The 22,633-nt window shown below is 72.2% G+C and carries 19 protein-coding genes; 3 read left to right on the top strand and 16 right to left on the bottom strand.

The features are described from left to right. Positions 1-9: 9 nt before the first annotated feature. The 7 genes from ACN27A_RS26920 to ACN27A_RS26890 all read right to left on the bottom strand — a co-directional run bounded on the left by ACN27A_RS26920 (position 10) and on the right by ACN27A_RS26890 (position 9,360). Complete coding sequence (locus ACN27A_RS26920) at positions 10-1,392, bottom strand: phosphomannomutase/phosphoglucomutase (RefSeq protein ID WP_421457343.1); 1,383 nt, start codon at positions 1,390-1,392, stop codon at positions 10-12. A 69-nt stretch (positions 1,393-1,461) separates the two neighbouring features. Further along, on the bottom strand, positions 1,462-2,592 hold the full coding sequence (locus tag ACN27A_RS26915; RefSeq protein WP_421458622.1) for a hypothetical protein: 1,131 nt from the start codon (positions 2,590-2,592) through the stop codon (positions 1,462-1,464). A gap of 321 nt (positions 2,593-2,913) precedes the next feature. Further along, positions 2,914-3,624, bottom strand: coding sequence for an endonuclease V (locus ACN27A_RS26910; protein WP_421457342.1), 711 nt, complete (start codon positions 3,622-3,624; stop codon positions 2,914-2,916). 26 nt (positions 3,625-3,650) lie between these two features. Further along, positions 3,651-4,073, bottom strand: a complete 423-nt coding sequence (locus tag ACN27A_RS26905; protein ID WP_421457341.1) for a hypothetical protein — start codon at positions 4,071-4,073, stop codon at positions 3,651-3,653. A 656-nt stretch (positions 4,074-4,729) separates the two neighbouring features. Next, positions 4,730-8,584 carry a toxin glutamine deamidase domain-containing protein gene (locus tag ACN27A_RS26900; protein WP_421457340.1) on the bottom strand — a complete coding sequence of 1,285 codons (3,855 nt, stop codon included), beginning with the start codon at positions 8,582-8,584 and terminating at the stop codon, positions 4,730-4,732. An 18-nt stretch (positions 8,585-8,602) separates the two neighbouring features. Continuing rightward, on the bottom strand, positions 8,603-8,941 hold the full coding sequence (locus tag ACN27A_RS26895; RefSeq protein WP_421457339.1) for a hypothetical protein: 339 nt from the start codon (positions 8,939-8,941) through the stop codon (positions 8,603-8,605). Beyond that, positions 8,941-9,360: a YbaB/EbfC family nucleoid-associated protein gene (locus tag ACN27A_RS26890; protein WP_421457338.1), complete on the bottom strand. Its 420-nt coding sequence runs from the start codon at positions 9,358-9,360 to the stop codon at positions 8,941-8,943. The genes ACN27A_RS26895 and ACN27A_RS26890 overlap by 1 nt, the downstream gene beginning before the upstream one ends. Positions 9,361-9,434: 74 nt before the next feature. Between ACN27A_RS26890 and ACN27A_RS26885 the strand changes: the two genes are divergently transcribed. Continuing rightward, on the top strand, positions 9,435-10,667 hold the full coding sequence (locus ACN27A_RS26885; protein ID WP_421457337.1) for an SUKH-3 domain-containing protein: 1,233 nt from the start codon (positions 9,435-9,437) through the stop codon (positions 10,665-10,667). Between the two features lie 10 nt (positions 10,668-10,677). Here ACN27A_RS26885 and ACN27A_RS26880 read toward each other — a convergent pair whose 3' ends face one another. Beyond that, positions 10,678-12,117 carry an aldehyde dehydrogenase family protein gene (locus tag ACN27A_RS26880; RefSeq protein ID WP_421457336.1) on the bottom strand — a complete coding sequence of 480 codons (1,440 nt, stop codon included), beginning with the start codon at positions 12,115-12,117 and terminating at the stop codon, positions 10,678-10,680. Positions 12,118-12,303: 186 nt separating this feature from the next. On the opposite strand from ACN27A_RS26880, the gene ACN27A_RS26875 reads away from it, so the two are divergent. Next, positions 12,304-14,247, top strand: coding sequence for a proprotein convertase P-domain-containing protein (locus ACN27A_RS26875; RefSeq protein WP_421457335.1), 1,944 nt, complete (start codon positions 12,304-12,306; stop codon positions 14,245-14,247). 335 nt (positions 14,248-14,582) lie between these two features. Then, positions 14,583-15,113, top strand: a complete 531-nt coding sequence (locus ACN27A_RS26870; protein ID WP_421457334.1) for a hypothetical protein — start codon at positions 14,583-14,585, stop codon at positions 15,111-15,113. A gap of 70 nt (positions 15,114-15,183) precedes the next feature. Here ACN27A_RS26870 and ACN27A_RS26865 read toward each other — a convergent pair whose 3' ends face one another. The 8 genes from ACN27A_RS26865 to ACN27A_RS26830 form a co-directional block, all read right to left on the bottom strand. Continuing rightward, the gene (locus ACN27A_RS26865; protein WP_421457333.1) at positions 15,184-16,035 is read right to left on the bottom strand and encodes a DUF559 domain-containing protein; all 852 of its coding nucleotides are present in this window, start codon (positions 16,033-16,035) and stop codon (positions 15,184-15,186) included. A 348-nt stretch (positions 16,036-16,383) separates the two neighbouring features. Next, positions 16,384-17,187 (bottom strand): ABC transporter permease, encoded by an 804-nt coding sequence (locus ACN27A_RS26860; protein WP_421457332.1) that lies wholly within the window; start codon positions 17,185-17,187, stop codon positions 16,384-16,386. Continuing rightward, positions 17,184-18,158: an ABC transporter permease gene (locus ACN27A_RS26855; RefSeq protein ID WP_421457331.1), complete on the bottom strand. Its 975-nt coding sequence runs from the start codon at positions 18,156-18,158 to the stop codon at positions 17,184-17,186. Before ACN27A_RS26855 ends, ACN27A_RS26860 begins: the two co-directional genes overlap by 4 nt. Further along, positions 18,155-19,321 carry an ABC transporter ATP-binding protein gene (locus tag ACN27A_RS26850; protein ID WP_421457330.1) on the bottom strand — a complete coding sequence of 389 codons (1,167 nt, stop codon included), beginning with the start codon at positions 19,319-19,321 and terminating at the stop codon, positions 18,155-18,157. The genes ACN27A_RS26855 and ACN27A_RS26850 overlap by 4 nt, the downstream gene beginning before the upstream one ends. Before the next feature lie 5 nt (positions 19,322-19,326). Continuing rightward, positions 19,327-20,511, bottom strand: coding sequence for a polyamine ABC transporter substrate-binding protein (locus tag ACN27A_RS26845; RefSeq protein WP_421457329.1), 1,185 nt, complete (start codon positions 20,509-20,511; stop codon positions 19,327-19,329). Between the two features lie 285 nt (positions 20,512-20,796). Further along, positions 20,797-20,997: a DUF397 domain-containing protein gene (locus ACN27A_RS26840; RefSeq protein ID WP_132233542.1), complete on the bottom strand. Its 201-nt coding sequence runs from the start codon at positions 20,995-20,997 to the stop codon at positions 20,797-20,799. After that, positions 20,988-21,755: a helix-turn-helix domain-containing protein gene (locus tag ACN27A_RS26835; RefSeq protein WP_421457328.1), complete on the bottom strand. Its 768-nt coding sequence runs from the start codon at positions 21,753-21,755 to the stop codon at positions 20,988-20,990. The genes ACN27A_RS26840 and ACN27A_RS26835 overlap by 10 nt, the downstream gene beginning before the upstream one ends. A 314-nt stretch (positions 21,756-22,069) precedes the next feature. Then, on the bottom strand, positions 22,070-22,438 hold the full coding sequence (locus tag ACN27A_RS26830; protein WP_132233538.1) for a DUF3499 domain-containing protein: 369 nt from the start codon (positions 22,436-22,438) through the stop codon (positions 22,070-22,072). Between the last annotated feature and the right edge of the window lie 195 nt (positions 22,439-22,633).

Here is a 22,633-nt window from a genome sequence, read left to right as displayed (position 1 = left end):
CAGGCGATCTTATCGGCGAACGCGGTCGAGCACCTCGTCACGGAGGGCGGTCATCCGCTCCCGCGTCGGGGCCTCGACGTTGAGCCGCAGCAGCGGCTCGGTGTTGGAGGCGCGCAGATTGAACCACGCGCCGTCCGGGAAGCGCAGGGTCAGCCCGTCCATCTCGTCGACGTCGGCCTGCGGGTAGGCGGCCCGCACCTCGGCCACCTTGGCGGCCTGGTCCGCCACCGTCGAGTTGATCTCGCCGGAGGCCACGTACCGCTCGTACTCGCCGGCCAGCACGGACAGCGGCAGCGACTGCTCGCCCAGGGCGGCCAGGGTGTGCAGCGCGGCGAGCATGCCGGTGTCGGCGAACCAGAAGTCGCGGAAGTAGTAGTGGGCTGAGTGCTCGCCGCCGAAGATCGCGTTCGTCCGGGCCATCTCCGCCTTGATGAAGGAGTGCCCGACCCGGGCGACGACCGGCTCGCCGCCGTGCTCGCGAATGATCTCCGGTACCGCCCGCGAGGTGATCAGGCCGTGGATCACCGTCGAGCCGGGGTGTTTGGCCAGCTCGCGGGCCGCCACCAGGGCCGTGACCGCCGACGGCGAGACCGGCTCACCGCGCTCGTCGACCACGAAGCAGCGGTCGGCGTCACCGTCGAACGCCAGGCCGATCTCGGCACCGTGCTCGACCACCGCGCGCTGGAGGTCGACCAGGTTGGCCGGGTCCAGCGGGTTGGCCTCGTGGTTGGGAAAGGTGCCGTCGAGTTCGAAGTAGAGCGGCACGATCTCCAGCGGCAGGGCCGGCAGGACGGCGTCGCCGAGCACGGCCGGGACGGTGTAGCCGGCCATGCCGTTGCCGGCGTCCACGACCACCTTCAGCGGACGGATGCCCGAGAGGTCGACCAGCTGCCGCAGGTACGCCGCGTAGTCGGCCAGCAGGTCGCGGCGCTCGGCCGGCGCGGCCGGCGTGCCGGTCGGACGCTCGCCCTTGTCCAGCAGGGCCTGCGCCCGCTCGCGGATCTCGGCCAGCCCGCTGTCCTGCCCGATCGGGCGAGCCCCGGAGCGGCACATCTTGATGCCGTTGTACTGCGCCGGGTTGTGGCTGGCGGTGAACATCGCGCCGGGCAGCCCCAGCGCGCCGGAGGCGTAGTAGAGCATGTCGGTCGAGGCGAGGCCCAGCTCGATGACGGCGCGCCCCTCGGCGCGCACGCCGGCGGCGAAGGCGGCGGCCAGAGCAGGACCGGTGGCGCGCATGTCGTGCGCGACGAGCGCCGCCCCGTCCCGCTCGCCGAAGCCGTCCAGCACCTGCGCGAAGGCCGTGCCGAGGGCCTCGGCGGCCTGCTCGTCCCACTGGTCCGGCACCGTCCCACGGACGTCGTAGGCCTTCACGATCTGGGACAGATCAGACACCGGTCTCGCTCCTCGCGCCGCAGGTCCTCAACGGCCTGAGCGTATCGGAGCGGCGCGGCGCGGCCCGGCTCAGCCGGGGAGCCGGGGCATGAACACCGTGTGGTCGCCACCGCCGGTCTCCGGCGGCGGGTCACCGGGCTTGCCCTGGGCGGGCGGCACGGGCGGCGGCGCCCCGTACTGCCCCGGCACCGGGGGCGCCGGCGGGGCCGACACGGGCGGGGCGGCCGGCGCGCCGGGCACCACCTGCGTGGCCTCCGGGGCCGGTGCCGGGCGGCTGCCGTACACGCCGCCGGCCGGGCGCGGGGCGGGCGCACCGCCGTACAGGCCGGGGACGGGCGGCTGCTGCCCGTACACCTGGCCGGGTGGGCCGGGGGCGGCGGCCGGGCCCTGCCCGGAGCGGTAGGTGGTGCCGCCGGGGTTGCGGGGCAGCGGCACGTGGCCCGGGTCGGCCGGCTCCTTGTCCGCCCGCGAGCGGCGGAACAGCAGGACGATGAGCAGGATCCCGACGGCGACCATGGCAATGCCGAAGAACATGACCACCGAGCCGCCGGAGGACTCCTCCTCGGCCGCGTTGCTGACGGCGCCCGCGCCCTGGCCGGCGGCCAGGCTCGGGTCCGCTGCGCCGGCCAGCACCTCGGTGGCGACCGCGCTCGGGGTGGGCGACGGCTTCTTCGACGGCTTCGGCGTCGGCGAGGGCGTGGCCCGGTCGCCGACCACCCGGGACGCCACCGCGCCCCGGCCCAGGGCCCGCCCGAGTGCGTCGCTGGCCGCGCCGCTGACGGTCAGCCGGCCGCCCGGCACCTCCGCGTCGAACGCCACCCGGTAGCGCACCGTGATGCTCTTGCCCTTGCAGAGCCTCGGCTTCAGGGGCGAGGTGGCCGACGTGGCCGCGCTGCCACCGCTCCCGGAGAGCGGCACCGGGAACCAGCGTCCGCCCACGTTGACCTGCGCGCTGACCTGGTCGGCGCGTAGGCCGGCCAGGCGCAACCCCAGTGCGGTACGCAGCAGCACGCAGCCGTCGCTGCGCTTGCGCACCTCGATCGAGACGCTCCCGGCGGAACCGCCGGCGGTGAAGCTGCCGGCCGAACGCACCCGGACCGAGTCGCCTGCGGCGAGCGCCGGCGTCGCGCCGAGCGCCACCAGGCCGCCCAGCAACGCGCAGACCGTCGCGAGCCGCGCCGCGTGCCGACGTACCGCCATGATCACCTCGCCGTTCCTCCCCCGACGGGGGTCCGCCGGTCAGGCTACTACCGGGCCCCGTCGGGGCCCGGTCATTGAGCGCTCCGGATGTGCGCCGTATTACCCCGCGACCGGGTCCGCGCACCCTGACCGGCGGCGTGACGGTCGTGCATCCGCCGGCGCGGGCCTGCCGGAACCGGCGGCGGCCCCAGACCGCGCCGGCCGTCGCCACGGCGGCGGCCTCGGGTGGCGCGGGCCATCGCTACGGGCGGCGTCAGGTGGGGCGGGCCATCGCCTCGACGGCGGCGTCAGATGGCGCGGGCCATCGCCTCGACGGCGGCGTCAGGTGGGGCGGGCGGTCGCCTCGGCGGCGGCCAGGGCGTCGCGGCAGAGCCGGTCGGCGGTACGGGTGGTCTCCGGCAGCCGGTAGCGCGGCGTCAACGCCAGCACCCGCGCGGTCGCGTCGTCGAGGCTCATCCGGTGGCCGACGCTGACGAAGACCGGCTTCACGCCGTCCCGGGTACGCAGCACCCGACCCACGGTCTCGCCCCCGTCGCGCAACGGCGTCCACGCGCCCCGACGCTGGGCCGGCGGCGTCCACTCCCCCAGCAGGGGCGTCTTGCCCACCCCGATGGCCGGCAGGCCGGTCACCACGCCCAGGTGGCAGGCGAGCCCGAACCGGCGCGGGTGGGCCAGCCCGTGCCCGTCACAGACCAGCAGCTCGGGAGGCACGGTCAGCCGGTCGAGCGCGTCGAGCAGCGCGGGCAACTCGCGGAAGGCGAAGAGCCCCGGGACGTATCCGAACGCGGGCCGGCCCACGCTCACCGCCGAGTCGACCACCGCGAGGGTCCGGGCGTCCAGCACGGTCACGGCCGCCGCCAGCCGGTCACCGCTCTCGGCGTACGCCACGTCCAGGCCGGCCACCGTCGCGGGCTCGGCCGGACCCGGCCCGACCAGGTCCACCAACGGCCGCAACCGCTCCTGTACGGCCAGCGCCTCCGCCACGCTGCCCGGCCTGTCGGTCCGGGGGTCCGACGCCCCGGTCGTCTCCACCCGCACGGCTCCGGGTTCGCCCGGCGTCACGACGGCCCGTCGGTGCGCGACCTGTCGACGCCCTGCCCGTCGGCACCCGGCGTCCCGACGCCCTCCGGACCGACCGTCTGCCGCTCGGCGCCCTGCTCGTGAGCGTCCCGCCCGTCGTCGCCCTTGCTGTCGTCGCCCTTGCTGTCGTCGCCCTTGCTCTCGGCGTCCTTCATGTCGTCGCCCGCACTGTCGGCGTCCTCGCCGTCGTCGTCCTCGCCGTCGGTGTCCTGGCTGCTGCCGGCTCCCAGGGCGACGGCGAAGGCCACCCCCATCGCGATGCCGACGCCCACCCCGGCGGCTCCGTCCAGTGCGGCCAGGCCGACGACCAGACCGAGCATGAGGCCGACCGGCCACGCCCAGGCGTTGGACTGCCACCCACCAGGGCGAGGCGACTTCTGCCCATTGTCTGATTCAGCCATTTCGCCATGGTATTCCGGCCTGACAACCCGCCCGGAACCCGCGACACTCCAGAGCGGCGGACGCCTATTGGCTGGGCTCCGAGCGGTAGCGCCTCGGCACGCTTCGGCGACTGCTTCGCCGCCGCCCGCGTCCGCGCCGGCTTCACCCCTCGCCCGGCCGGCGACCGTCTGCCGGAGACAGGCGCTCCACCTGCATGGACCACGGACCGGGCCGGGCCACCACGGCATCGGCGGCGCCAGAGTCCCGCCCGGGGTCTCGCGTCCAGTTTCGGAGGGCACGCGATCCGGTCCATCGCGGAGGCCGCGTCCGATGCTTCAGCGCCGCCTTCACCATGGTGGAGTGCCGCTACGGGCGCTTGATGATGGCTGCGACCTCCAGCCCTGCCAGTCGCAGTCCATCCTGCACCCGCTCCCACAAGCTCGCCTTCTCAGTCTCCGGCAGGGGGGCTGGGGCCTCCAGTTCAAGGCGCCACTCCTGTGAGTCGACGTCACGCCACAATTCGACTCGGACCACCTGCCCCTGGATTGCCCACTCCGCTTCCCCGAACAGCTCATCCCAATCGTCCGCCAGTCGGCCGACCCTGCTCAGATCAAACTCCGCGCGCAGTCGGTCGAGAGCAGCGCGGTCAACTGCTCCGGAAATGCGAAACACCCAACTATCGGCCACGGTTGCCCTCAATTATCCAGTCCGCTGACGTGAAGTGGGAGGATACCCCGTCGTCGGAGCGATCCGGCGGGCCCGTCCCAGGAAACACCGCTGGGACCACATCGCGCCCGAGCTCCCTGCCATACTTCTCGGCCCACGCGAAAAGGGCCGGGAAACACTTCCTCGCAACCTTCTTCGTGACAAATCCATACGTCCTGTTCACCACCCGAAGGTCGGGGAAATCGCGCCCGCCGACCAGCAGGGCTCTTTCGACCATAACGTCCGACGAAATTTGGAAGTCGAAATCGCTGGGCTCCTCCAACCCGAGCTTGTGCATCGAGTCGAAGGGCCGGCGCACCGGTAGCGCGCCGCCGCCTCTCCACTCTCTCATTCGCTCGACCGCCTCCGGATGGTCGGAGATCTGCTCCACCGTCGGCAACCTCTTGTGCGCCCCGGAGAAGAAGTTCGACGAGGAACCTTGAAGTCTGACATCGACCTGATCGCTGCGGATGCCGTCCGATTCCAGAGCGTCGAACAGATCTGCCGTCATCTGCTCGAAAGCCTCAGGTGTCAGACCGAGTGGAGCACGTCGTTCCGCCCACGCAACTACCGCATCAGGCGTCAACCCCAGAAACTCGCAGTCCCGGCGTTGGATCCTGTAACCGGAATCATCGGATGGCAGCAAAGCCTCGGCCCTTTTCCAGTCCGGCTCGGGCCCGTCCACCTCATGAGTCGCCGGGCCCTCAGGCAAGCCCGCCTGTTCCGCTCCCTGAGGAGCCGAGCCCGGTCCGTCCAGGAGATACATGCGGTTGAGGTGCAGTTCGCCGTATCCCTGGTCGGTGTCGGCGGGTGGGTACTGCGGTAGGTCTGGTCGTTGGCTGAATCGTCCTCGTCGGAGTCCGCCCAGTGGCATGGGTCTGCCGTCGGAGCCGAGGATCAGGACTTCGGTGTCGACGGCGTTGTGGGGGTGCGCGACGCCGTGGTGCCGGTAGAGGGGTGCAGTCGACACGGCGCCGGTCTGTGGGTCGAGGTAGAGGATGGTGCCGTTCTGGTTGAGGGCGACCCAGATGTGGGCGCCGCCCTGTTCCCAGTTGTTGATGACGAAGGCGAAGCTGCCGGGGCCGCCGAGGCGTAGTTGGGCGTGGAGGTTGCGGTATCCGGTGTCGATGGCGTGCTGCCGCTGGGTGCCCTGGATGTCCTGGGTGGGTTGGCAGAGGCGTTGGAAGCGACCTCCGGTGATGTCCTCCACCCGTCCGATGCCGTCTCGTTCGCCGTTGATGGGGCGTGTGACGTCGCCCGCCAGGTAGGCGTCGAAGGTGCGGGGGGCGGCCACCCGGGGGCGGCCGTGCATCCAGGTGTCGAACATCGACAGGGTGCAGTCGATGCAGTTGATGCCGCGGGTCGGGTCGGCCTGCGGTCCGCCGTCGTTGACCAGCTCGAACCAGCCGCCCTCTCGGGGGTCGGCGTTGCGGCGGACGCTGCCGTCGGGTTCTCGGGGCACCTGCCGCTCGATGTCGGTCTGGTGCAGCGCCAGCGGCGGACGCAGACCACCGGGCCGGCCGTAGTCACGTGACCGGTCGATCGGCGGCGGATAGTCGTCGCCCGTCAACGCCGAACGGTCGACGGTCTCCACCGCGCCGTACGCCAGGTCCCCGACGTCGTCGTTGATCCGACGGAAGTCCGCAGGATCGACGGCAACGACGCCTGGGGCGGTCGCTCCGGCGAGTACCGCTTCTGCCAGATCGTTCTGTTGGTGATACCAGCGCTCCCGGTCACGGGAACCCATGAAGTACCGCTCGGCGGCGGCGCGATGTCCGGCCCGCGCCAGGCGACGACCCTCGCTGACCAGCCACCGGGCTTCGTCGTAACTTCGTTCCGCGGCCTGACGCAGTCGCGCCGCACTGTCCAGACGGCGATTCTGCTCATGAGTCGTGCGCTGGAACTCGTAGTGCCCCCGGTAGCGGCGTCGCTCGAACGCGTCCTGGTCCGCGGCCCATCTGGCGGCGTACCACTCGGGCGTGCGCGGACGCGGAGGTGGCTGCCCTGCGGCTCTTGACGGGTGTGGCACCGCCTCGGGCGTCCGGTCTGTCGGTGACGGGGCTACGGGCTTCTCCAGCCCCACGCTTTGGACGCGCGATGACTCCGCCTGCAGCCCTGCGGTTCTCGCCAGCGTCTCACCGTACGCTGCCGGGCCTGTGGTGACCGGGGACGCCTGGGCCGGGATGCCGGCCAGCGGCGGGTTCGCCAGTGAACCGTTGGGTGCTGGCCCCACGATCGTCGGCGGACTGGCTGCCGTGGCACTGGCATGCGCGGCCAGCCCCGAACCGTGCACCGATTCGTTGGCCGGGCCAGGGGCAACCGACGGGGCATGAGCAACCGTCGGAGGTGCCGCAGGCGCGACGGAGGAGAGCGTCGGGTCGAGCGGGGCCCTGGGCGCCTCGACTTGCGACATCGAGAGTACGGCCGGATCCCCGGGGTCGACGCCAGGTGGGGGCGGTGGAGCGTTTCGTGCCTCTGCAGGCAGACCCTCAACTGCCGGGCTGACCACATGCGCATTGGAGACGGAGTCGGAAACCTGGAACGGTGTACTGGGCGAGGGTCCACGCTGCTCGGGAATCCGGCTGCCGGATTCGGGTGCACCAGCATCCGGAGGCGCATGAGTCACGGTCGCCGCCCTCGCCTCGTCTGCCGTGTCGACGCCGACGGCAGGCACTGATCGGGGCGTCTCCACGTCGGGCGTCAAAAGTGCCTGGCGGAACGCCTCCCCGCCTGGCATCGAACCTGCGATGGAGGTCGAGGGCTGGGTAGAGGCTTCACTGTCCACCGAGATGGAGGAAATTCCGGCCAGGGCACTCATCTGGCCGTTCAGCCGTGCCTGCAAGGCCGCGTCGGCCTGCGCAGTGGCGGAACCACGGGCACCGGACGCCGCCGCGCGGGCCGCGTCCTCCACCGAGGTCAACCCCTGGCCGGTGGCCAGGCGCGCGGCTTGGTCGGCCATCACCTCGCCGGCCATCTCGCGGCCGAAGTGCTCCCCGACCCGGGCACCCCGGCCGGTGGCGTGCCGCCCCAGACCCGCCAGCGGCGCCACCGCCCCGCCGGCCATACCGCCGAGCGCCGTGGTGCCCAACTCCGTCACGTCCAGCCCGTGCCGGCGGCCCGTCGAGTTCTGGTATGCCTGCGTGGCGAGGTTGATGCCACCCTCCTCGGCCGCCTCCGACACACCACTCAACGCCGCCCGACGACTGAACCCCCGCACACCGCCCTTGGTGACCTCCTTCGCCGCCCGCTCACCGGCCTCCTTGAGCCCCTGCTTGAGCGACTTACGCGCCAACTGGGCCATCAACCGCTTGAAGATCTGCTGCACGATCAGCCTGGTGGCCGCGATCGCCGCCCCGGCGGCGGGCGAGGCGGCACCGGCGGTGAGCACGGCGGCGACGGCCAGCGCCAACAACTCGACCACCAGGATGCCCAGCTCGATCCACACCTCGAGCTTCGCGCCCTCGATGTCGCAGCCGCACTCCTCCACCAGCCGACCCAGCTCCGTGCTGACTGCCAGCAGCACCGGCAGCGGAGCCTCGTCGCCCTCCGCCACCCGACGCCAGGCGGCGTCGAAGGCCGCCGCGACCGCCCCGACGCCGCCGTACCCGCCCCGCACCTCACCAGCGGCGGCAACGGCGTCGGCACGCGGCCCGACCAGGGCGGCGGCCACCCCGTACCACTGGTCCGCCAACTCCCAGACCGCCCGCTCGTTGCCCTCCGGCCACTCGACACCGATCACCCAGTCGAGGGCCTCGTAGACCCAGCCGGGCAACTGCCAGGGCGAGTAGTCCAGCGGGTGCGGGATGGGGCTCGGCAACACACTCATCCGGGTCTCCTCAGCGGATCAGCGCTGCTGGTGCCGGTCACCGACGCGGCCGAGCCGCCCCGCACCCGCCGCATCCGTCCGCAGGTTGGCGTCCACCGACCGGACCACGTCGGCGCCGAGGCCCTCCAGGTGCCGGCCCACGCCGTCCCACGCGCGAAGGACCAGTTCCTCGAAGCCGCGGTACTTCTGCTCGAACGCGGCCCCGATGTCGTCCTTGCCCCACGGCGAGCGGTCGCTCGCCGCCGCGATGGCGCCGCCCATCTGGCGGCGGCGTTCGGTGATGGCCTCGCCGGAGAGCGAGAGGTCGATGCCCCCGCGTCGGGCACGCTGCGGGTCGAGCCAGAGCTGACCGTCCATCACTCGCCCCGGCGCAGCACGGCGTCGGCCCGGCCCAGCAAGGAACCGAAGTCACCCGTACGCAGGAAGTCCGTCGCCCCGGAGCCGGCGGGCAGGTAGCCGGCCACGAGTTCCTGGGTGGCGGCAACCGCCGCAGCGCCGGCCTGGTGGACGGTGGCCGTGATCTTCCGGCTCAACGCCTTCGCGTCCCGGTCGTGGAAGACGGCGGGGTGCAGCTCAACCGAGATCAGCTCGCCGCGGGCACCGGCGGTGGCGGTCACCTGACCGTCCTCGGAGCGCTCGGTCACCCGCAGCTCGGCGAGCCGGCCCTGCAGCTCGTCCAGACCGGACCTCAGTCGCTGGTAGTCCCCGTACACCTCGTCGAACCGCGCCCGCAGCGCGCGATTGGCGTCCCGGTCCACACTCTCGGCCAACGCCACCCTCCCCCGGTTACCGTCGGTAGGGCGAACCATACCGGGCGCCACGAATCCGTGGGGTCCGGTACTTTCAAGCCGTGATCGATCGCCAGCAGGCCGAGCAACTCGCCACCGTGTGGGCCCGCCGCGAGTCACAACGCCTGGGACACGACTGCCGCCCCAGAGTCGACGAGTTCGACCTCGGCTACGTCATCACCGCCACCGTGCCCGTCGAGGCGGGCACGATGCCCGGCGACCTGCCCACCACCGTCGTCGACAAGACCACCGGCGAGACGACCACCTGGCCGCGCGTGCCGACCGACGTGGTCGCGCAGATGTACCGCCGCAGCCGCCCGCAAGGCCCCGGTGTGCCCCGCACCGTCGCCCCTGCCAGCCAACTGCTCCGCGAGATCCACCGCCTGCCCACCCCCAACACGGCGGCCCACCTGACGGTCGGGGGACGACTCTTCCGCGCCCAGGGCGCCAAGGGCGACATCACCCTCAACCATCACCCACTCGTGCGCTCCTACCTGGACGAACTTCCCGCCGGCCACCTCGTACGCGGCGGCGACCGGCACGCCGAGCTGATCGTCGTCTCCGACGTCCTGCACCACTACGATCACCACCGCGCCGCCGAAGGCATTGCGCCGCTCGGCATGGCCGACGCGGAGATGCTGCTGGGCGGTGCCCGCCTCGAGGTCTTCCGGGTGCGTGAGGCGGGCGACGCTTATGGCGGCAGGGCGGAGAGAGCCTGCGATTCGTGCGTCAACTTCCTGGTCCACTTCAACGCGCTCTCCTGGGCGGACCTGGCCTTCACCTCGGAGTGGCACCCGCACCCACAGCACCCGCATCATCCGGGCCGCTTCCCGGCTGCCGTAGCCGACGCGCTGATGGAGGGGGGCTGGGAGGACAGCGAGTTCAACCCCGCCCTGGCCGCCGGGGCGATCCGGGAGACGTGCGAGGTCGCCGGCCAGCGACACCGCCACGAGCCCTTCCCTGCGGCCGAGCGGGCGCTGACCGTCTTCCCCGCGATCGTGAGCAGCCGCCGGGGCCCCGGCGAGCAGGTCTGGATCAGTCGGTTCACGACCAACCCACTCCGGAGCGCGTACTCGGCCGACACGCTCGCCGACTTCGCCGCCGTACTCGGGACGAGACTCTTTCCCGTCGGCTCCGAGCACGGCGACAGCATCTTCGCCGTCGACGAGCGAGGGCGGGTCTTCGCGCTGGACCAGGCCGGCGAATGGTTCCTCGGCGAGGACATCGACGCCGCGCTGACCACCCTGCTGCTCGGCCGGGCGCCGGCCCGCGTACGCGACGACGGCACCTGGTGAGCGGGCGGCGCTACAGCGACAGGCCGGTCAGCACCATGACCCGGGGCTCCGTGTAGTCCTCCATGGCGCTGCGCACACCCTCCCGCCCGACGCCGCTGCCCTTCACCCCGCCGTACGGCATCTGGTCGGCCCGGTACGACGGCACGTCGCCGACGATCACCCCGCCCACCTCCAGGGCGCGGTGCGCCGCGAAGGCCGTGTCGAGGCGGTGGGTGAAGACCCCCGCCTGCAACCCGTACGCCGAGTCGTTGACGGCGGCGAACGCGGCCTGGTCGTGCGCGACGCGGGCGACCACCAGCACGGGCCCGAAGACCTCCTCGGCGCAGACCCTGGCGTCCGCCGGCACGCCGGAGAGCACGGTCGGCGGGTACGTCGCGCCGTCGCGCCGGCCGCCCAGCTCGATGGTGGCGCCGGCGGTGACGGCCTCGTCCACCCACGCCTCGACCCGGCGGGCGGCGTCGGCGGAGATCAGCGGCCCGACGTCGGTGAGGGGGTCGGACGGGTCGCCGACCCGCAGCTCCTGCACCGCCGCGACGAGGCGGGGCAGGAACGCGTCGTAGAGCCATTCGTGCACGTAGACCCGCTGCACGGCGATGCACGACTGGCCGGCCTGGTAGTTGGAGAACGTCGCGATGCGGTGCGCGGCGAAGGTCAGGTCCTCGGCGGTGTTCCAGTCCTCGCAGATCACGGCGGCGGCGTTGCCGCCCAGCTCCAGGGTGACGTGCTTTTCGGGCACCGAGCGGCGGATCGCCGCGCCGACCGGCCCGGAGCCGGTGAACGAGACCACCGGCAGCCGGGGGTCGGCGACCAGCTCGGCGGCGCGCTCGTTCGGTAGCGGCAGGACCGAGAACGTCCCCTCCGGCAGGTCGGTCTCGGCGAGCAGCTCGCCCAGCAGCAGTGCCGACAGCGGGGTGGCGGGGGCGGGCTTGACGATGATCGGGGTGCCGACCGCGATGGTCGGGGCGACCTTGTGCGCGACGAGGTTCAGCGGGAAGTTGAACGGCGCGATACCGAGCACCGGCCCCTTCGGCACCCGCCGGACCAGGGCGATCCGCCCGGTGGCGGCGGGGTCGGTGTCGAGGCGTTGCAGCTCGCCCGAGAAGCGCCGGGCCTCCTCGGCGGCCCAGCGGAAGGTCGAGACGGCCCGCCCGACCTCGGCGCGCGCCCACTTCAGCGGCTTGCCGTTCTCGGCGGTGATGAGCCGCGCGAACTCCTCGACCCGCTCGGCGAGCCGCCGGGACACGTGGTCCAGGGCCGCCGCGCGGACGTGCGCGGGCAGGGCCGCGACCTCCGCGGCCACCCCGGCGGCTGCCGCGACGGCCGCTTCGACCTGGCCGGCGGTGGCGAGGGTGGTACGACCGACGGCGCGCCCGTCGTACGGGTGGTGGACGGTCAGCTCGCCCTCGCCGTGGGCGGGGCGGGAGGCGACATGAAAGGCGACCGGGTCCACACGCAGCAGCGTAGACCTCCGCATGACAGTGAGCGCGGCTGATCCCTTACCGCAGTCCGCCCTCCAAACACAAGGTGCTCTCACGTCTCCACTTTTCGCCGCGCAGGCCCTACGCTCTTGCTCACTTTGATCAATTGCGATCGATGGCGGGACCCGCCGTCGTGTAGCGAGAGGAACACCCGAGGGATGACACTCCCCTATCCCGCCGCGCGCCGCTGGCGCGTCGGTGTGTTGACCGCCGCCGTCGCCACCGCCGTGGCGTTCGGCGCCCCCGCGACGGCTGCCCCCGCCGAGGGACAGATCCTCATGGCGGGCGGCGCCACCGCCGTCGACGACTCGTACATCGTGGTGTTCAAGGACACCTCGGTGGGCCGGACCGACGTCACGAAGAAGGCCCGTGACCTCGCCGGCCGGCACCGTGGCGCGGTCAACCGGACGTACCAGAACGCGCTGCGCGGGTTCGAGGCCCGGATGTCCGAGGCGGAGGCCAAGCGGCTCGCCGCCGACCCCTCGGTGCGCTACGTCCAGCAGAACCACACCATGCGGATCAGCGGTACGCAGAGCCCCACCCCGTCCTGGGGCCTGGACCGGCTCGACCAGCGCGCGCTGCCGCTGAACAACTCGTACACCTACCCGAACACTGGCTCGGGCGTGAAGGCGTACATCATCGACACCGGCATCCGGTTCGGCCACAGCGACTTCGGCGGTCGTGCCGTCACCGGCTTCGACTCCATCGACGGCGGCAGCGCCGACGACTGCAACGGGCACGGCACGCACGTGGCCGGCACGGTCGGCGGCACCGCCTACGGCGTGGCCAAGGGCGTCACGCTGGTCGGCGTCCGGGTGCTCGACTGCGAGGGCAGCGGCACCGACGCCGGCGTCATCTCCGGCGTCGACTGGGTGACCGGCGACCACGCCGCCGGCCAGCTCGCGGTGGCGAACATGAGCCTCGGCGGCGGCTTCAGCCAGGCCCTCAACGACGCGGTGGCCCGCTCCATCGCCGACGGCGTCACCTACGGCCTGGCGGCCGGCAACGACTACGGCGCGAACGCCTGCAACAGCTCGCCGGCCAGCCTCCTCGCCGGCATCACCGTCGGCTCGACCACCAACACCGACGCCCGCTCGTCGTTCTCCAACATCGGCACCTGCCTGGACATCTTCGCCCCCGGCAGCTCGATCACCTCGGCCTGGCACACCAGCAACACGGCCACGAACAGCATCAGCGGCACCTCGATGGCGACCCCGCACGTGGTCGGCGCCGCCGCGCTCGTGCTCGCCGCCAACCCGACGTTCACCCCGCAGCAGGTACGCGACAAGCTCGTCACCGACGCCACCAGCAACGCGGTGACCAGCCCCGGCACCGGCTCGCCCAACAAGCTGCTGTACGTCGGCGACGGCGGCACCACGCCCCCGCCGCCCCCGCCGCCCACCGGCTGCACCCAGACCAACGGCACCGACGTGACGATCAGCGACAACGCCACGGTGGAGAGCACCATCACCATCGCGGGCTGCACCGGCAACGCCGGCTCCGCCAGCACCGTCGCCGTGCAGATCGTGCACACCTACATCGGTGACCTCGCCGTCAGCCTCGTCGCCCCCGACGGCAGCGCCTACACCCTGCACAACCGCACCGGCGGCTCCGCCGACAACATCAACCAGACCTACACGGTCAACCTCTCCTCCGAGGTCGCCAACGGCACCTGGAAGCTGCGGGTCCAGGACGCGGGCGCCGGCGACACCGGCTACGTGAACAGCTGGACGCTCAACCTGGGCGGCTCCGGCACGACGAACTGCACCGGCACCAATGCCAACAACGTCACCGTCAACGACAGCGCGACGGTCACCAGCAGCATCGCGATCGCCGGCTGCACCGGTACCGCCTCGTCCACCAGCAAGGTCGCCGTGCAGATCGTGCACACCTACGTCGGTGACCTCGTCGTCAGCCTGGTCGCCCCCGACGGCAGCGCCTACACCCTGCACAACCGCACCGGCGGCTCCGCCGACAACATCAACCAGACCTACACGGTCAACCTCTCCACGGAGACCCGTAACGGCACCTGGAGCCTGCGCGTCCAGGACGCCGCCTCCGGCGACACCGGCTACATCGACGGCTGGACCCTGACCCTCTAAAAATTCGTCAGCTCAGCACACGGCCGCACCAGAGGGCCCCTCGCCACGCTCCGCCTGGCGAGGGGCCCTCTTCCTCCCACCCCACCCCACCCCACCCCACCCACCCCACCCCACCCCACCCACCCCACCCCACCCTGCCCCGCCCCGCCCCGCCCCGCCCCACCCCGCCCCGCCCCGCCCCGCCCCGCCCCGCCCCGCCCCGCCCCGGCGATCATGCAGTTGTGGCGGGCGGAATACCTCCATTGCCCCTTTCGTCAGGCACCACAAGTGCATGACCGACCCGGTCTGCCAGGTGCCGCTGCCTGCTACGGGCCACGAGTCGACATTCTTGGGGAGTGCCCGTTCTCTCCTCCAAACTGGACACAGTCGTCTCGGCGTCGTACATGATGTTCTGCCTGTACTCCCACGCTGCGAACGCGCAGCGGGATCGTTCGGAAGCAGGGCGACTGGCCTTCGCTGACGGGGTCGGGTTCGCCGCCAGCGCCGTCGGGGTGCGTACAGCAACCGAGGTCAGCCGGGCTTTCGTGTCGGTGGAGACCTGGTCACGGATGCCGCGGATCCTGCCGGAGCAGCGCCCGTTCGACTTCGCGATCGAGGGTCGCGTGGACTTTCCGGACGATTGTTGGCGCGTCGACGAGTCGCTCGACTCCCCAGTTCGGTGCGGCATCGAACTGCCGTCGGGTGCGGGCCGATACGGCGCGCGGGTGATCGCCTACAACCACAACGAGGTCCTCGACCGGTTCGAGATGGCGCAGGCTGGCACGGATGAGGAGTTCGCCGCCGCGTTGCACGAGATGAGACGGCTCATTCCCGAGGCGGCGGAGCGGTACCAGATCCAGCTGTGGCCGCTAGGGCGGCAGGGTTAGACCCACCGCGGGTACCGCCAAGCGCTGCCCTGACCACGAACTACGCCCCCGTCGAGCACGCCGGTCCAGATCAGGAGGCGAAGAGCGCCGCGATCGTGGAGATGATGTGGGCAGGGCGGCGGTACAGGTCCAGGTCGGTGAAGTAACGCATGCGCCAGCCATGTGCGGCGAGCCAGTTCATGCGGGAGCGGTCGTGGCGGAGGCGCTCACGGTCGAGGTGCGAACTCCCGTCGTACTCGATGCCGATCCGACGCTTCCGATAGCCGAGGTCCAGCCGGTAGATGCAGATGCCGTCTTCGTCCCGCACCCACAGTTGGGGATCCGGAGCGGGCAATCCGCCGTCGGCCAGCAGGAGCCGGAGCTGACTCTCCTGGCGGCATTCCGCTCTGGGGTCCGCGAGGTCGATCAGCTGTCGCGCCTGGCACACGGCTCGGAGCCGGGCATGCCGCGTCACCTCGGCCCGGAGTTGGTCAGGCCGACAGGCGCCCACGCGCAGGCACCGATCGAGCAGCGGCAGGGCGTTCATCCGATGCTGCGACCTGGCCAGATCGACAGCGCACCGGGCCGCAGGCGCGCAAGGTACCCCTTCCAGCAGAACCGCCTCCTGGACCGGCAGCACGGACTCATGCGTCACGACGCCCCGGATACGAGGTACGACGAGCCCGGCCGGCACGATCACATGTACGTCTTCGCTGGGCTCGGCTCCGAAGCCGTGCAGCCGGGCGCCGGTCTGGAAGCCGACCACGACCCCGTTCGGCAGCCTCTTGAAGATCGCCGTCAGTTGCTGGCCCTGGTCGACCGTTGGACCGTAGACGCCCCTCGACAGCCGGTGGATACGCCCCGTGTCGACGCTCCGTCTCACCTGCGCCCGACTCAGCCCCACGGAGATCAGCTCCGGATACCGGTACAGCCCCTCTGCCATGACCAGTCACCCTGCCGAGCGCGCCCCACTCGCACCACCCGCCCTGATGCCCCCTGTGGACAACGCCCCCTCTGTGGAAAAACCCCACCTCACCCCTGACGTGTGCTAGCCCGAGCGGCCCCGGCTCCACGACCGACGCGACGGCAACGCCGCTCGCCCCTCGTACGGCGGGCTGCACGCGCACACAGCTCCGTCGATCATGCACTTGTGGCGCCCAGAACGCCCGCATTCACGCCTTTCGCGGGGCACCACAACTGCATGATCGACGCGCCGGGCGGGCGGGCGGGCGGGGCGGGCGCGGGCGGGGGCGGGCGGGCGGGGGCGGGGGCGGGCGGGGGCGGGGCGGGGTTAGGGGGCTTTTTTGGGTCGGCGCGTTCTTAGGGTGGCGGGGAGCACCAGTAGCAGGGCGAGCAGGAACATGGCGGTGCCGATGACGTTGACCTGCGGCGGGATGCCCCGCTGGGCGGCACCCCAGACATACATGGGGAACGTGACGGTGGTGCCGGCGTTGAAGTTCGTGACGATGAAGTCGTCGAAGGAGAGCGAGAACGCGAGCAGCGCGGCGGCCACGATGCCCGGCAGCGCCAGCGGCAGGGTGATCCGCCGGAAGGTCTGCCACTCGCTCGCGTAGAGGTCCATCGCGGCCTCCTCCAGCCGGGGGTCCATCCCGGCCAGCCGCGCCCTGACGGTGACCACCACGAACGACAGGCAGAACATGACGTGGGCGACGACGACGGTCCAGAAGCCCTGCGGCACCCCGGCGGAGACGAAGAGGGCCAGCAGCGAGGTGCCCATCACCAGTTCGGGGGTGGCCATCGGCAGGAAGATCAGCACGTCGATCGCGGAACGGCCACGGAACCGGTGCCGCGCCAGCGCGAACGCCATCAGGGTGCCGAGCACCGTGGCGACCACGGTCGCGATGAAGCCGATCTGGACGCTGCGCACCACCGCGTCGCACATGTCGGAGGTGGCGCACGGGTTGCGCCAGTTGTCGAGGGTGAACTCGTCGAAGTCGTACGACAGGCGGCTGGAGGGGCGGTTGAAGGAGAGCGCGGCGACCACGGCGATCGGCAGGAGCAGGTAGCCGAGCACCAGCAGCGCCACGCCCGCCACCCAACGATCGGCCAGCCAGCGGAAGACCCGAGCGCTCACAGAGCTGGCCTTTCGCCCGCGACTGCGGGGCTCCGCTGCGCTGCACTCCTCGCGCTCGCAGGACCTTCTCCCGGAACCGTCCGGCGCAGGTAGCCGAAGACCACCGCGAGGATCGCCGCCATCAGCAGGAACGACAGCGCCGCGCCCTGCGGGTAGTCCAGCCGGACCAGGAACGCCGAGTCGATGACGTTGCCGATCATGTACTCGTTGGGGGTGCCGAGCAGTTCGGCGTTGATGTAGTCGCCGCTGGCGGGGATGAAGAACAGCAGCGTGCCGGCCACCAGGCCGGGCATGGACAACGGCAGGGTGACCCGGCGGAAGGTCCGCAGCGGGCCGGCGTAGAGGTCGCCGGCCGCCTCCAGCAGCCGGGGGTCCAACCGCTCCAGGCTCGCGTACAGGGGCAGCACCAGAAAGGGCAGGAAGTTGTACGTCAGGCCGAGCACCACGGCGACGGGGGTGGCGAGCAGCCGGCCGTCGGGGGCGAGCAGGTGCACGTCGCGCAGCAGCCCGACGAGCCAGCCGTTGTCCGACAGGATGGTCTTCCACGCGAGCGTGCGCACCAGGAAGCTGGTGAACATCGGCGCGACCACGCAGACCAGCAGCAGGTTCCTCCACCGGCCGGCCTTGCGCGCGATCGCGTACGCGAGCGGGTAGCCGGCCAGCAGCGCCAGCACCAGCGCGGCGCCCGCGTAGCCGAAGGACCGCCCGAACTGCGGCCAGTACGCGGCGAGCGCGTCCGGGTAGTTGCCGAAGGCCCACGTCATGGCGTACCCGGTGGCGAGCGAGCCGGCGGGGTCGTAGAGGCTGGCGGCGGCGAGCTGGAGCAGCGGCACCACGAAGAAGACGAGCAGCCACGCCGCCGCGGGCAGCAGCAGCAGGTACGGCAGGAGCCGGTGCCGCCCGGGCGGGCGGGGTGGCCCGGGTGCCGACGGCTGGGCGGCACCTGTGGGCGGGCGCGCGGGGGCGCTCACGAGGGTGCGCCGACCGGCTCGTCCCGCGCCGGAGCGCTCCGGTCCTGCCCGCCAGCCTCCCGGGGCAGCAGGAAGGCGTGCCGTGGCTCCCAGTACGCCGCCGCCTCCACCCCCACGGGCAGTGGACGGGTCGTGCCGCTGTTGGCCACGAACGCGGTCAGCTCGCCGCCCCAGCCGGTGCGCAGCAGGTACTGGGTGCTCACCCCCACGTAGGAGGCGTCGGTGACGATCCCGGTGACGTGCTGGCATCCGGCGGGGACCTGGTCGACGGAGTCGACCAGATGCAGCTTCTCCGGGCGTACGCCCAGGTGGACCGGCCCCCGGTCGACCCGGGCCCGGCCGGCGGGCACCGAGAAGCGACGGCCGTGCGCCGACACCGCCACCTCGTCCCCGGCCGCGCCGGCCGCCTCGCCGGCGAGCAGGTTGGACTGGCCGAGGAAGTTCGCCACGAACGCCGTGGCCGGGTATTCGTAGAGGTCGGCGGGGGCGCCGAGCTGCTCGATCCGCCCGGCGTCCAGCACCGCGACGGTGTCGGCCATCGTCATGGCCTCCTCCTGGTCGTGGGTGACGTGCACGAACGTGATGCCGACCTCGGTCTGGATCCGCTTGAGTTCGAGCTGCATCCGCCGGCGCAGCTTCAGGTCGAGCGCGCCGAGCGGCTCGTCCAGCAGCAGCACCTGCGGGCGGTTGACGAGGGCGCGGGCCAGCGCGACCCGCTGCTGCTGCCCGCCGGACAGCTCGGCGGGCCGGCGGTGGCCGTGGTCGTCGAGCTGCACCAGCGCGAGCATGCCCATGACCTCGTCGTCGACGGAGCGGATGCCCCGCCGGCGCAGGCCGAACGCCACGTTCTCGAAGACGTCCAGGTGCGGGAAGAGCGCGTAGCTCTGGAAGACGGTGTTCACCGGCCGCTTGTACGGGCGCAGCCGGGTGACGTCCCGTTCGCCCAGCAGCACCTGCCCGCCGGTCGGCTCCTCCAGCCCGGCGATCATCCGCAGCGTGGTGGTCTTGCCGCAGCCGGACGGGCCGAGCAGGGCGAAGAACGAGCCCTGCGGGACGGTCAGGTTGAGGTCGTCCACCGCGGTGACGCCGCCGAACCGCTTGGTGAGGTGCGCCAGCCGCAGGTCGCCGGCCGGGCTCCCGTGTCCCGCAGTCGTGGCACCCATCCCGCTCACGCCCCGATGACCCGCTGGAACTTGCTCTCGTACTCGCGTTCCTGCTTCTCGTCCAGCGCCATGAAGACCGCCGTCCTGGCGAGCATGGCGGCGTCGGGGAAGATGAGCGGGTGGGCGGCCAGCGCCGGGTCGATCTTCTCCATCTCGGCCTGCGCGCCCTGGACGGGGCAGATGTAGTTGACGTACGCCGCGAGCCGGGCGGCGACCGCCGGTTGGTAGTAGTAGTCGACGAGTTGCTCGGCGTTGCCCTTGTGGGTGGCCCTGTTCGGCACCAGCATGTTGTCGGACCAGAGCATCGCCCCGGACTCGGGCACCACAAATTTGATCTTGTCGTCCTCGAAGCCGAGCTGGATGGCGTCGCCGGACCAGCCGATGCAGGCGGCGATGTCGCCCTTGGCGAGTGCCGGCGCGTAGTCGTTGCCGGTGAACCGGCGGATCTGGCCCGAGTCGACGGCCTTCTTCAGCTTGGCGAGCGCCTCGTCGAACTGGGCGTCGCTGAAGTACGCCGGATCGTGGCCGTTCGACTGGAGCAGCAGGCCCATGGTGTCGTGCATCTCGGCCAGCGCGGTCACCCTGCCCCTGAGGTCGGGGCGGGTGAGCAGCTCGTCGACCGTACGGATCTCCTTGGTGACCCGGCCGTTGTAGGCGAGACCGGCCAGGCCGGACTGCCACGGGACGGCGAGGTGGTCCGCGGGGTCGAAGGACCGGTTGCGCAGCGAGGGCAGCAGGTTGGCCTGGACGTTGGGCAGCTTCGACTTGTCCAGCTTCTGGACCCAGCCGAGCCGGATCATCCGCGCCGCCAGCCAGTCGCTGAGGACCATGATGTCCCGCCCGGTGGGCTGGCACCCCGCGAGCTGGTGCTGCACCTTGCCGAAGAACTCCCTGTTGTCGTTGATGTCCTCGGTGTAGGTGACCCGGATGCCGCTCTTCTTGACGAACGCGTCCAGGGTGGGCCGCTTGGCGGTGTCGGCGTCGTCCACGTCCATGTACTGCGGCCAGTTGGAGAACGCCAGCGTCTTCTCGGTGCCGGACAGGTCCTCGCTGACGCAGCCGGCCTCCGTCTGGGTGGCGGCCCTGGTGCCGCAGCCCGCCAGGGAGCCGCCCGCCGCCAGCAGCGCCGCCGAGCCGAGGGCGCCGGTCAGCAGCCCACGCCGGGTGAGGGGCCGGAGGGGAGTTCGCATGTGACGACTCCTCTGGGTCATCGTCGGCGGGCAGGTGGGAGTGGCGCGCCGACGGGACGTCAGGTGCGGTGAACGACAGATATTGGCATGGGCCGACGGCGACGACGGACGGCGGGTGTCAGCGTGCGCGAAGGGCGATGACGCGACCACATCCTGCTCGACCGCCGGAGCGGTGCGGATCGTCGCGGGAGCGGTGCGGACCGTCGCGGTGACGGCCCTGTCCCGCCAGTGCGGCGTCCGTCTGCCGCACGCTGCGGCAGGCGTACGCCTGGGGCGCCGCCCCGGTCAGCCGGCGCGCCCGTGCCGGCCGGCCGACCCGACGAACGCCCGCCAGGCGTCCGGCGCGAAGGTGAGCACGCCCCCGGCGCGGTCCTTGCTGTCCCGCACGAGCACCCGACCGGGCAGGTTGTCGGCCACCTCGACGCAGTCGCCACCGTTGTTGCTGCTGCGGGTCGCGGTGCGCCAGCGGGCGTCGGTCATGTCCATGTCGTCGCCACTTCCCCGATCAGCTCGATCGACTGCCGTCGCGGCAGCGCCTCGCCCGCGACGCTCTCCCATCTCGCGCCCACGCTAGCAACGTCGGCACTCTCGGTCACCACCTGACCGCGAAGCTGGTTGTCCACATAGGCCGTCTCCGCGCCGTCGGGCAGGCGGATCAGCACGAACGGCCCGGCGAGCCCGGTGTGCCACGGCGTCCCGGCGGGGATCACCCGCACCTGCACGTGCTCCTGCGCGGCGGCCGCCAGCAGGTGGGCCAACTGCCCGGCCATCACCGCCCGGTCCCCCACCCGACGGTGCAGCACCACCTCGTCGATCACGGCGACGAGCTGGGGCGGGGCGTCCCGGGCCAGGATCGCCTGCCGGGCCAGCCGGCCGCCCACGATCTCGTCCACCTCGGCCGCCGGGAGTAGGCCGCCGGTCGCCAGCACCGCGCGGGCGTACCCCTCGGTCTGGAGCAGGCCCGGCACCAGCGATGGCTGGTAGGACCTGATCGAGACGGCGTCCTGCTCCAGCTCGGCCCACGGCCGGAACCACGGCAGGTCACGGCGGCGGAACGGCTCGGGCCACAGCTCGGCGGCGTCGCGCCCGAGGACCTCGGCGACGGCGATCCGGGTCCTGGGGTGCGGGATCCGCCCCGAGGCGAGCCACCGCCCCGCCGTCTTCGGGTCGACGCCCACCTTCTCCGCCAGCGACTCGGCGGTCTCGCCCTTCTCGGCCATCGCTACCCGCAGCGCCTCGTTCACCCCGCCAGTCCTCCGCTCCGCTCGCCCGCTCCACCGGGGGCCGCCAGCACCGCTCGCGCACTCCGCCGCCCTGTCACGCTGTGGCGCACGGTAGTCACGCTTCGCGCTGGCGTCTGCGGTCTGCCGGCGTGTCGGGGTGAGACATGTTCCGCCCATCTCAGGCGTGCCGAGAGGGTCCGGAAAGGGCCCGGAAGTGTCCAGTGGGGGCGCGTCCGCACTGGGCGCATGGACGGGGCAGCCCGACAGCGCGCGAACGGTGTGGTTGCGGCGGCCGGCCGGCTACCCCGTGGCCGGGAGGCCCGTGCGGGCGCGGGTCAGTGGTTCGGGGGGATGACGCGGAGGTGACCCCGGCGGCCCGTCTGGGGGGTCGAGTTGACGGTCTGGTCGTCCTCGGGCGGGCGCGGCGCCACCGGGCGGGCGGCCTCGCGGACGGCCTCGGCGAGGGCGACCAGATCGTCGGTGGTGGGCGGCGGGGGCTCGAACTCGCCCTCGTGCCGGACCACGTCCCAGCCGCGCGGCGCCGTCAGGCTCCGGGCGTGCGGTTCACAGAGGTCGTACGTGTGCGGCTCGGCGAACGCCGCCAGGGGGCCGACCACCGCTGTCGACTCGTTGTAGACATAGGTCAGCGTGGCGACCGCTTGCCGGGGGCAGCCGTTACGGGAGCAGCGCCGTGGTGACCTCACGGCGGCAGGGTATCTCCATTACCGGGTCCGGCGCACTGCTTCGCGTTGCGACACGCCCGTCACGGTGATCACAATTCGGCCGGTTGCGCGCCGGCGGGCCGCCGGGCGGGCGAGCGCCACCCCGCGGATGCCGACCGCGCCGCGCCGCGCCAGCGGCGCTGCCGCAGGCCAGGTCGGTGCGGGCGCTAACCTTTC

Source organism: Micromonospora sp. WMMD737 (assembly GCF_049179055.1).
GTDB lineage: Bacteria > Actinomycetota > Actinomycetes > Mycobacteriales > Micromonosporaceae > Micromonospora > Micromonospora reichwaldensis.
Note: the sequence above shows the minus strand (reverse complement) of the source record. Positions and strands in the feature narration are given on the sequence as shown.

Excerpts from the sequence above, each read along its gene's own strand:
- ACN27A_RS26915 (WP_421458622.1), bottom strand. The coding sequence starts at position 2,592 with ATGGCGGTACGTCGGCACGCGGCGCGGCTCGCGACGGTCTGCGCGTTG.
- ACN27A_RS26905 (WP_421457341.1), bottom strand. The coding sequence starts at position 4,073 with ATGGCTGAATCAGACAATGGGCAGAAGTCGCCTCGCCCTGGTGGGTGG.
- ACN27A_RS26900 (WP_421457340.1), bottom strand. The coding sequence starts at position 8,584 with ATGAGTGTGTTGCCGAGCCCCATCCCGCACCCGCTGGACTACTCGCCC.
- ACN27A_RS26895 (WP_421457339.1), bottom strand. The coding sequence starts at position 8,941 with ATGGACGGTCAGCTCTGGCTCGACCCGCAGCGTGCCCGACGCGGGGGC.
- ACN27A_RS26875 (WP_421457335.1), top strand. The coding sequence starts at position 12,304 with ATGACACTCCCCTATCCCGCCGCGCGCCGCTGGCGCGTCGGTGTGTTG.
- ACN27A_RS26865 (WP_421457333.1), bottom strand. The coding sequence starts at position 16,035 with ATGGCAGAGGGGCTGTACCGGTATCCGGAGCTGATCTCCGTGGGGCTG.
- ACN27A_RS26850 (WP_421457330.1), bottom strand. The coding sequence starts at position 19,321 with ATGGGTGCCACGACTGCGGGACACGGGAGCCCGGCCGGCGACCTGCGG.
- ACN27A_RS26845 (WP_421457329.1), bottom strand. The coding sequence starts at position 20,511 with ATGCGAACTCCCCTCCGGCCCCTCACCCGGCGTGGGCTGCTGACCGGC.
- ACN27A_RS26840 (WP_132233542.1), bottom strand. The coding sequence starts at position 20,997 with ATGGACATGACCGACGCCCGCTGGCGCACCGCGACCCGCAGCAGCAAC.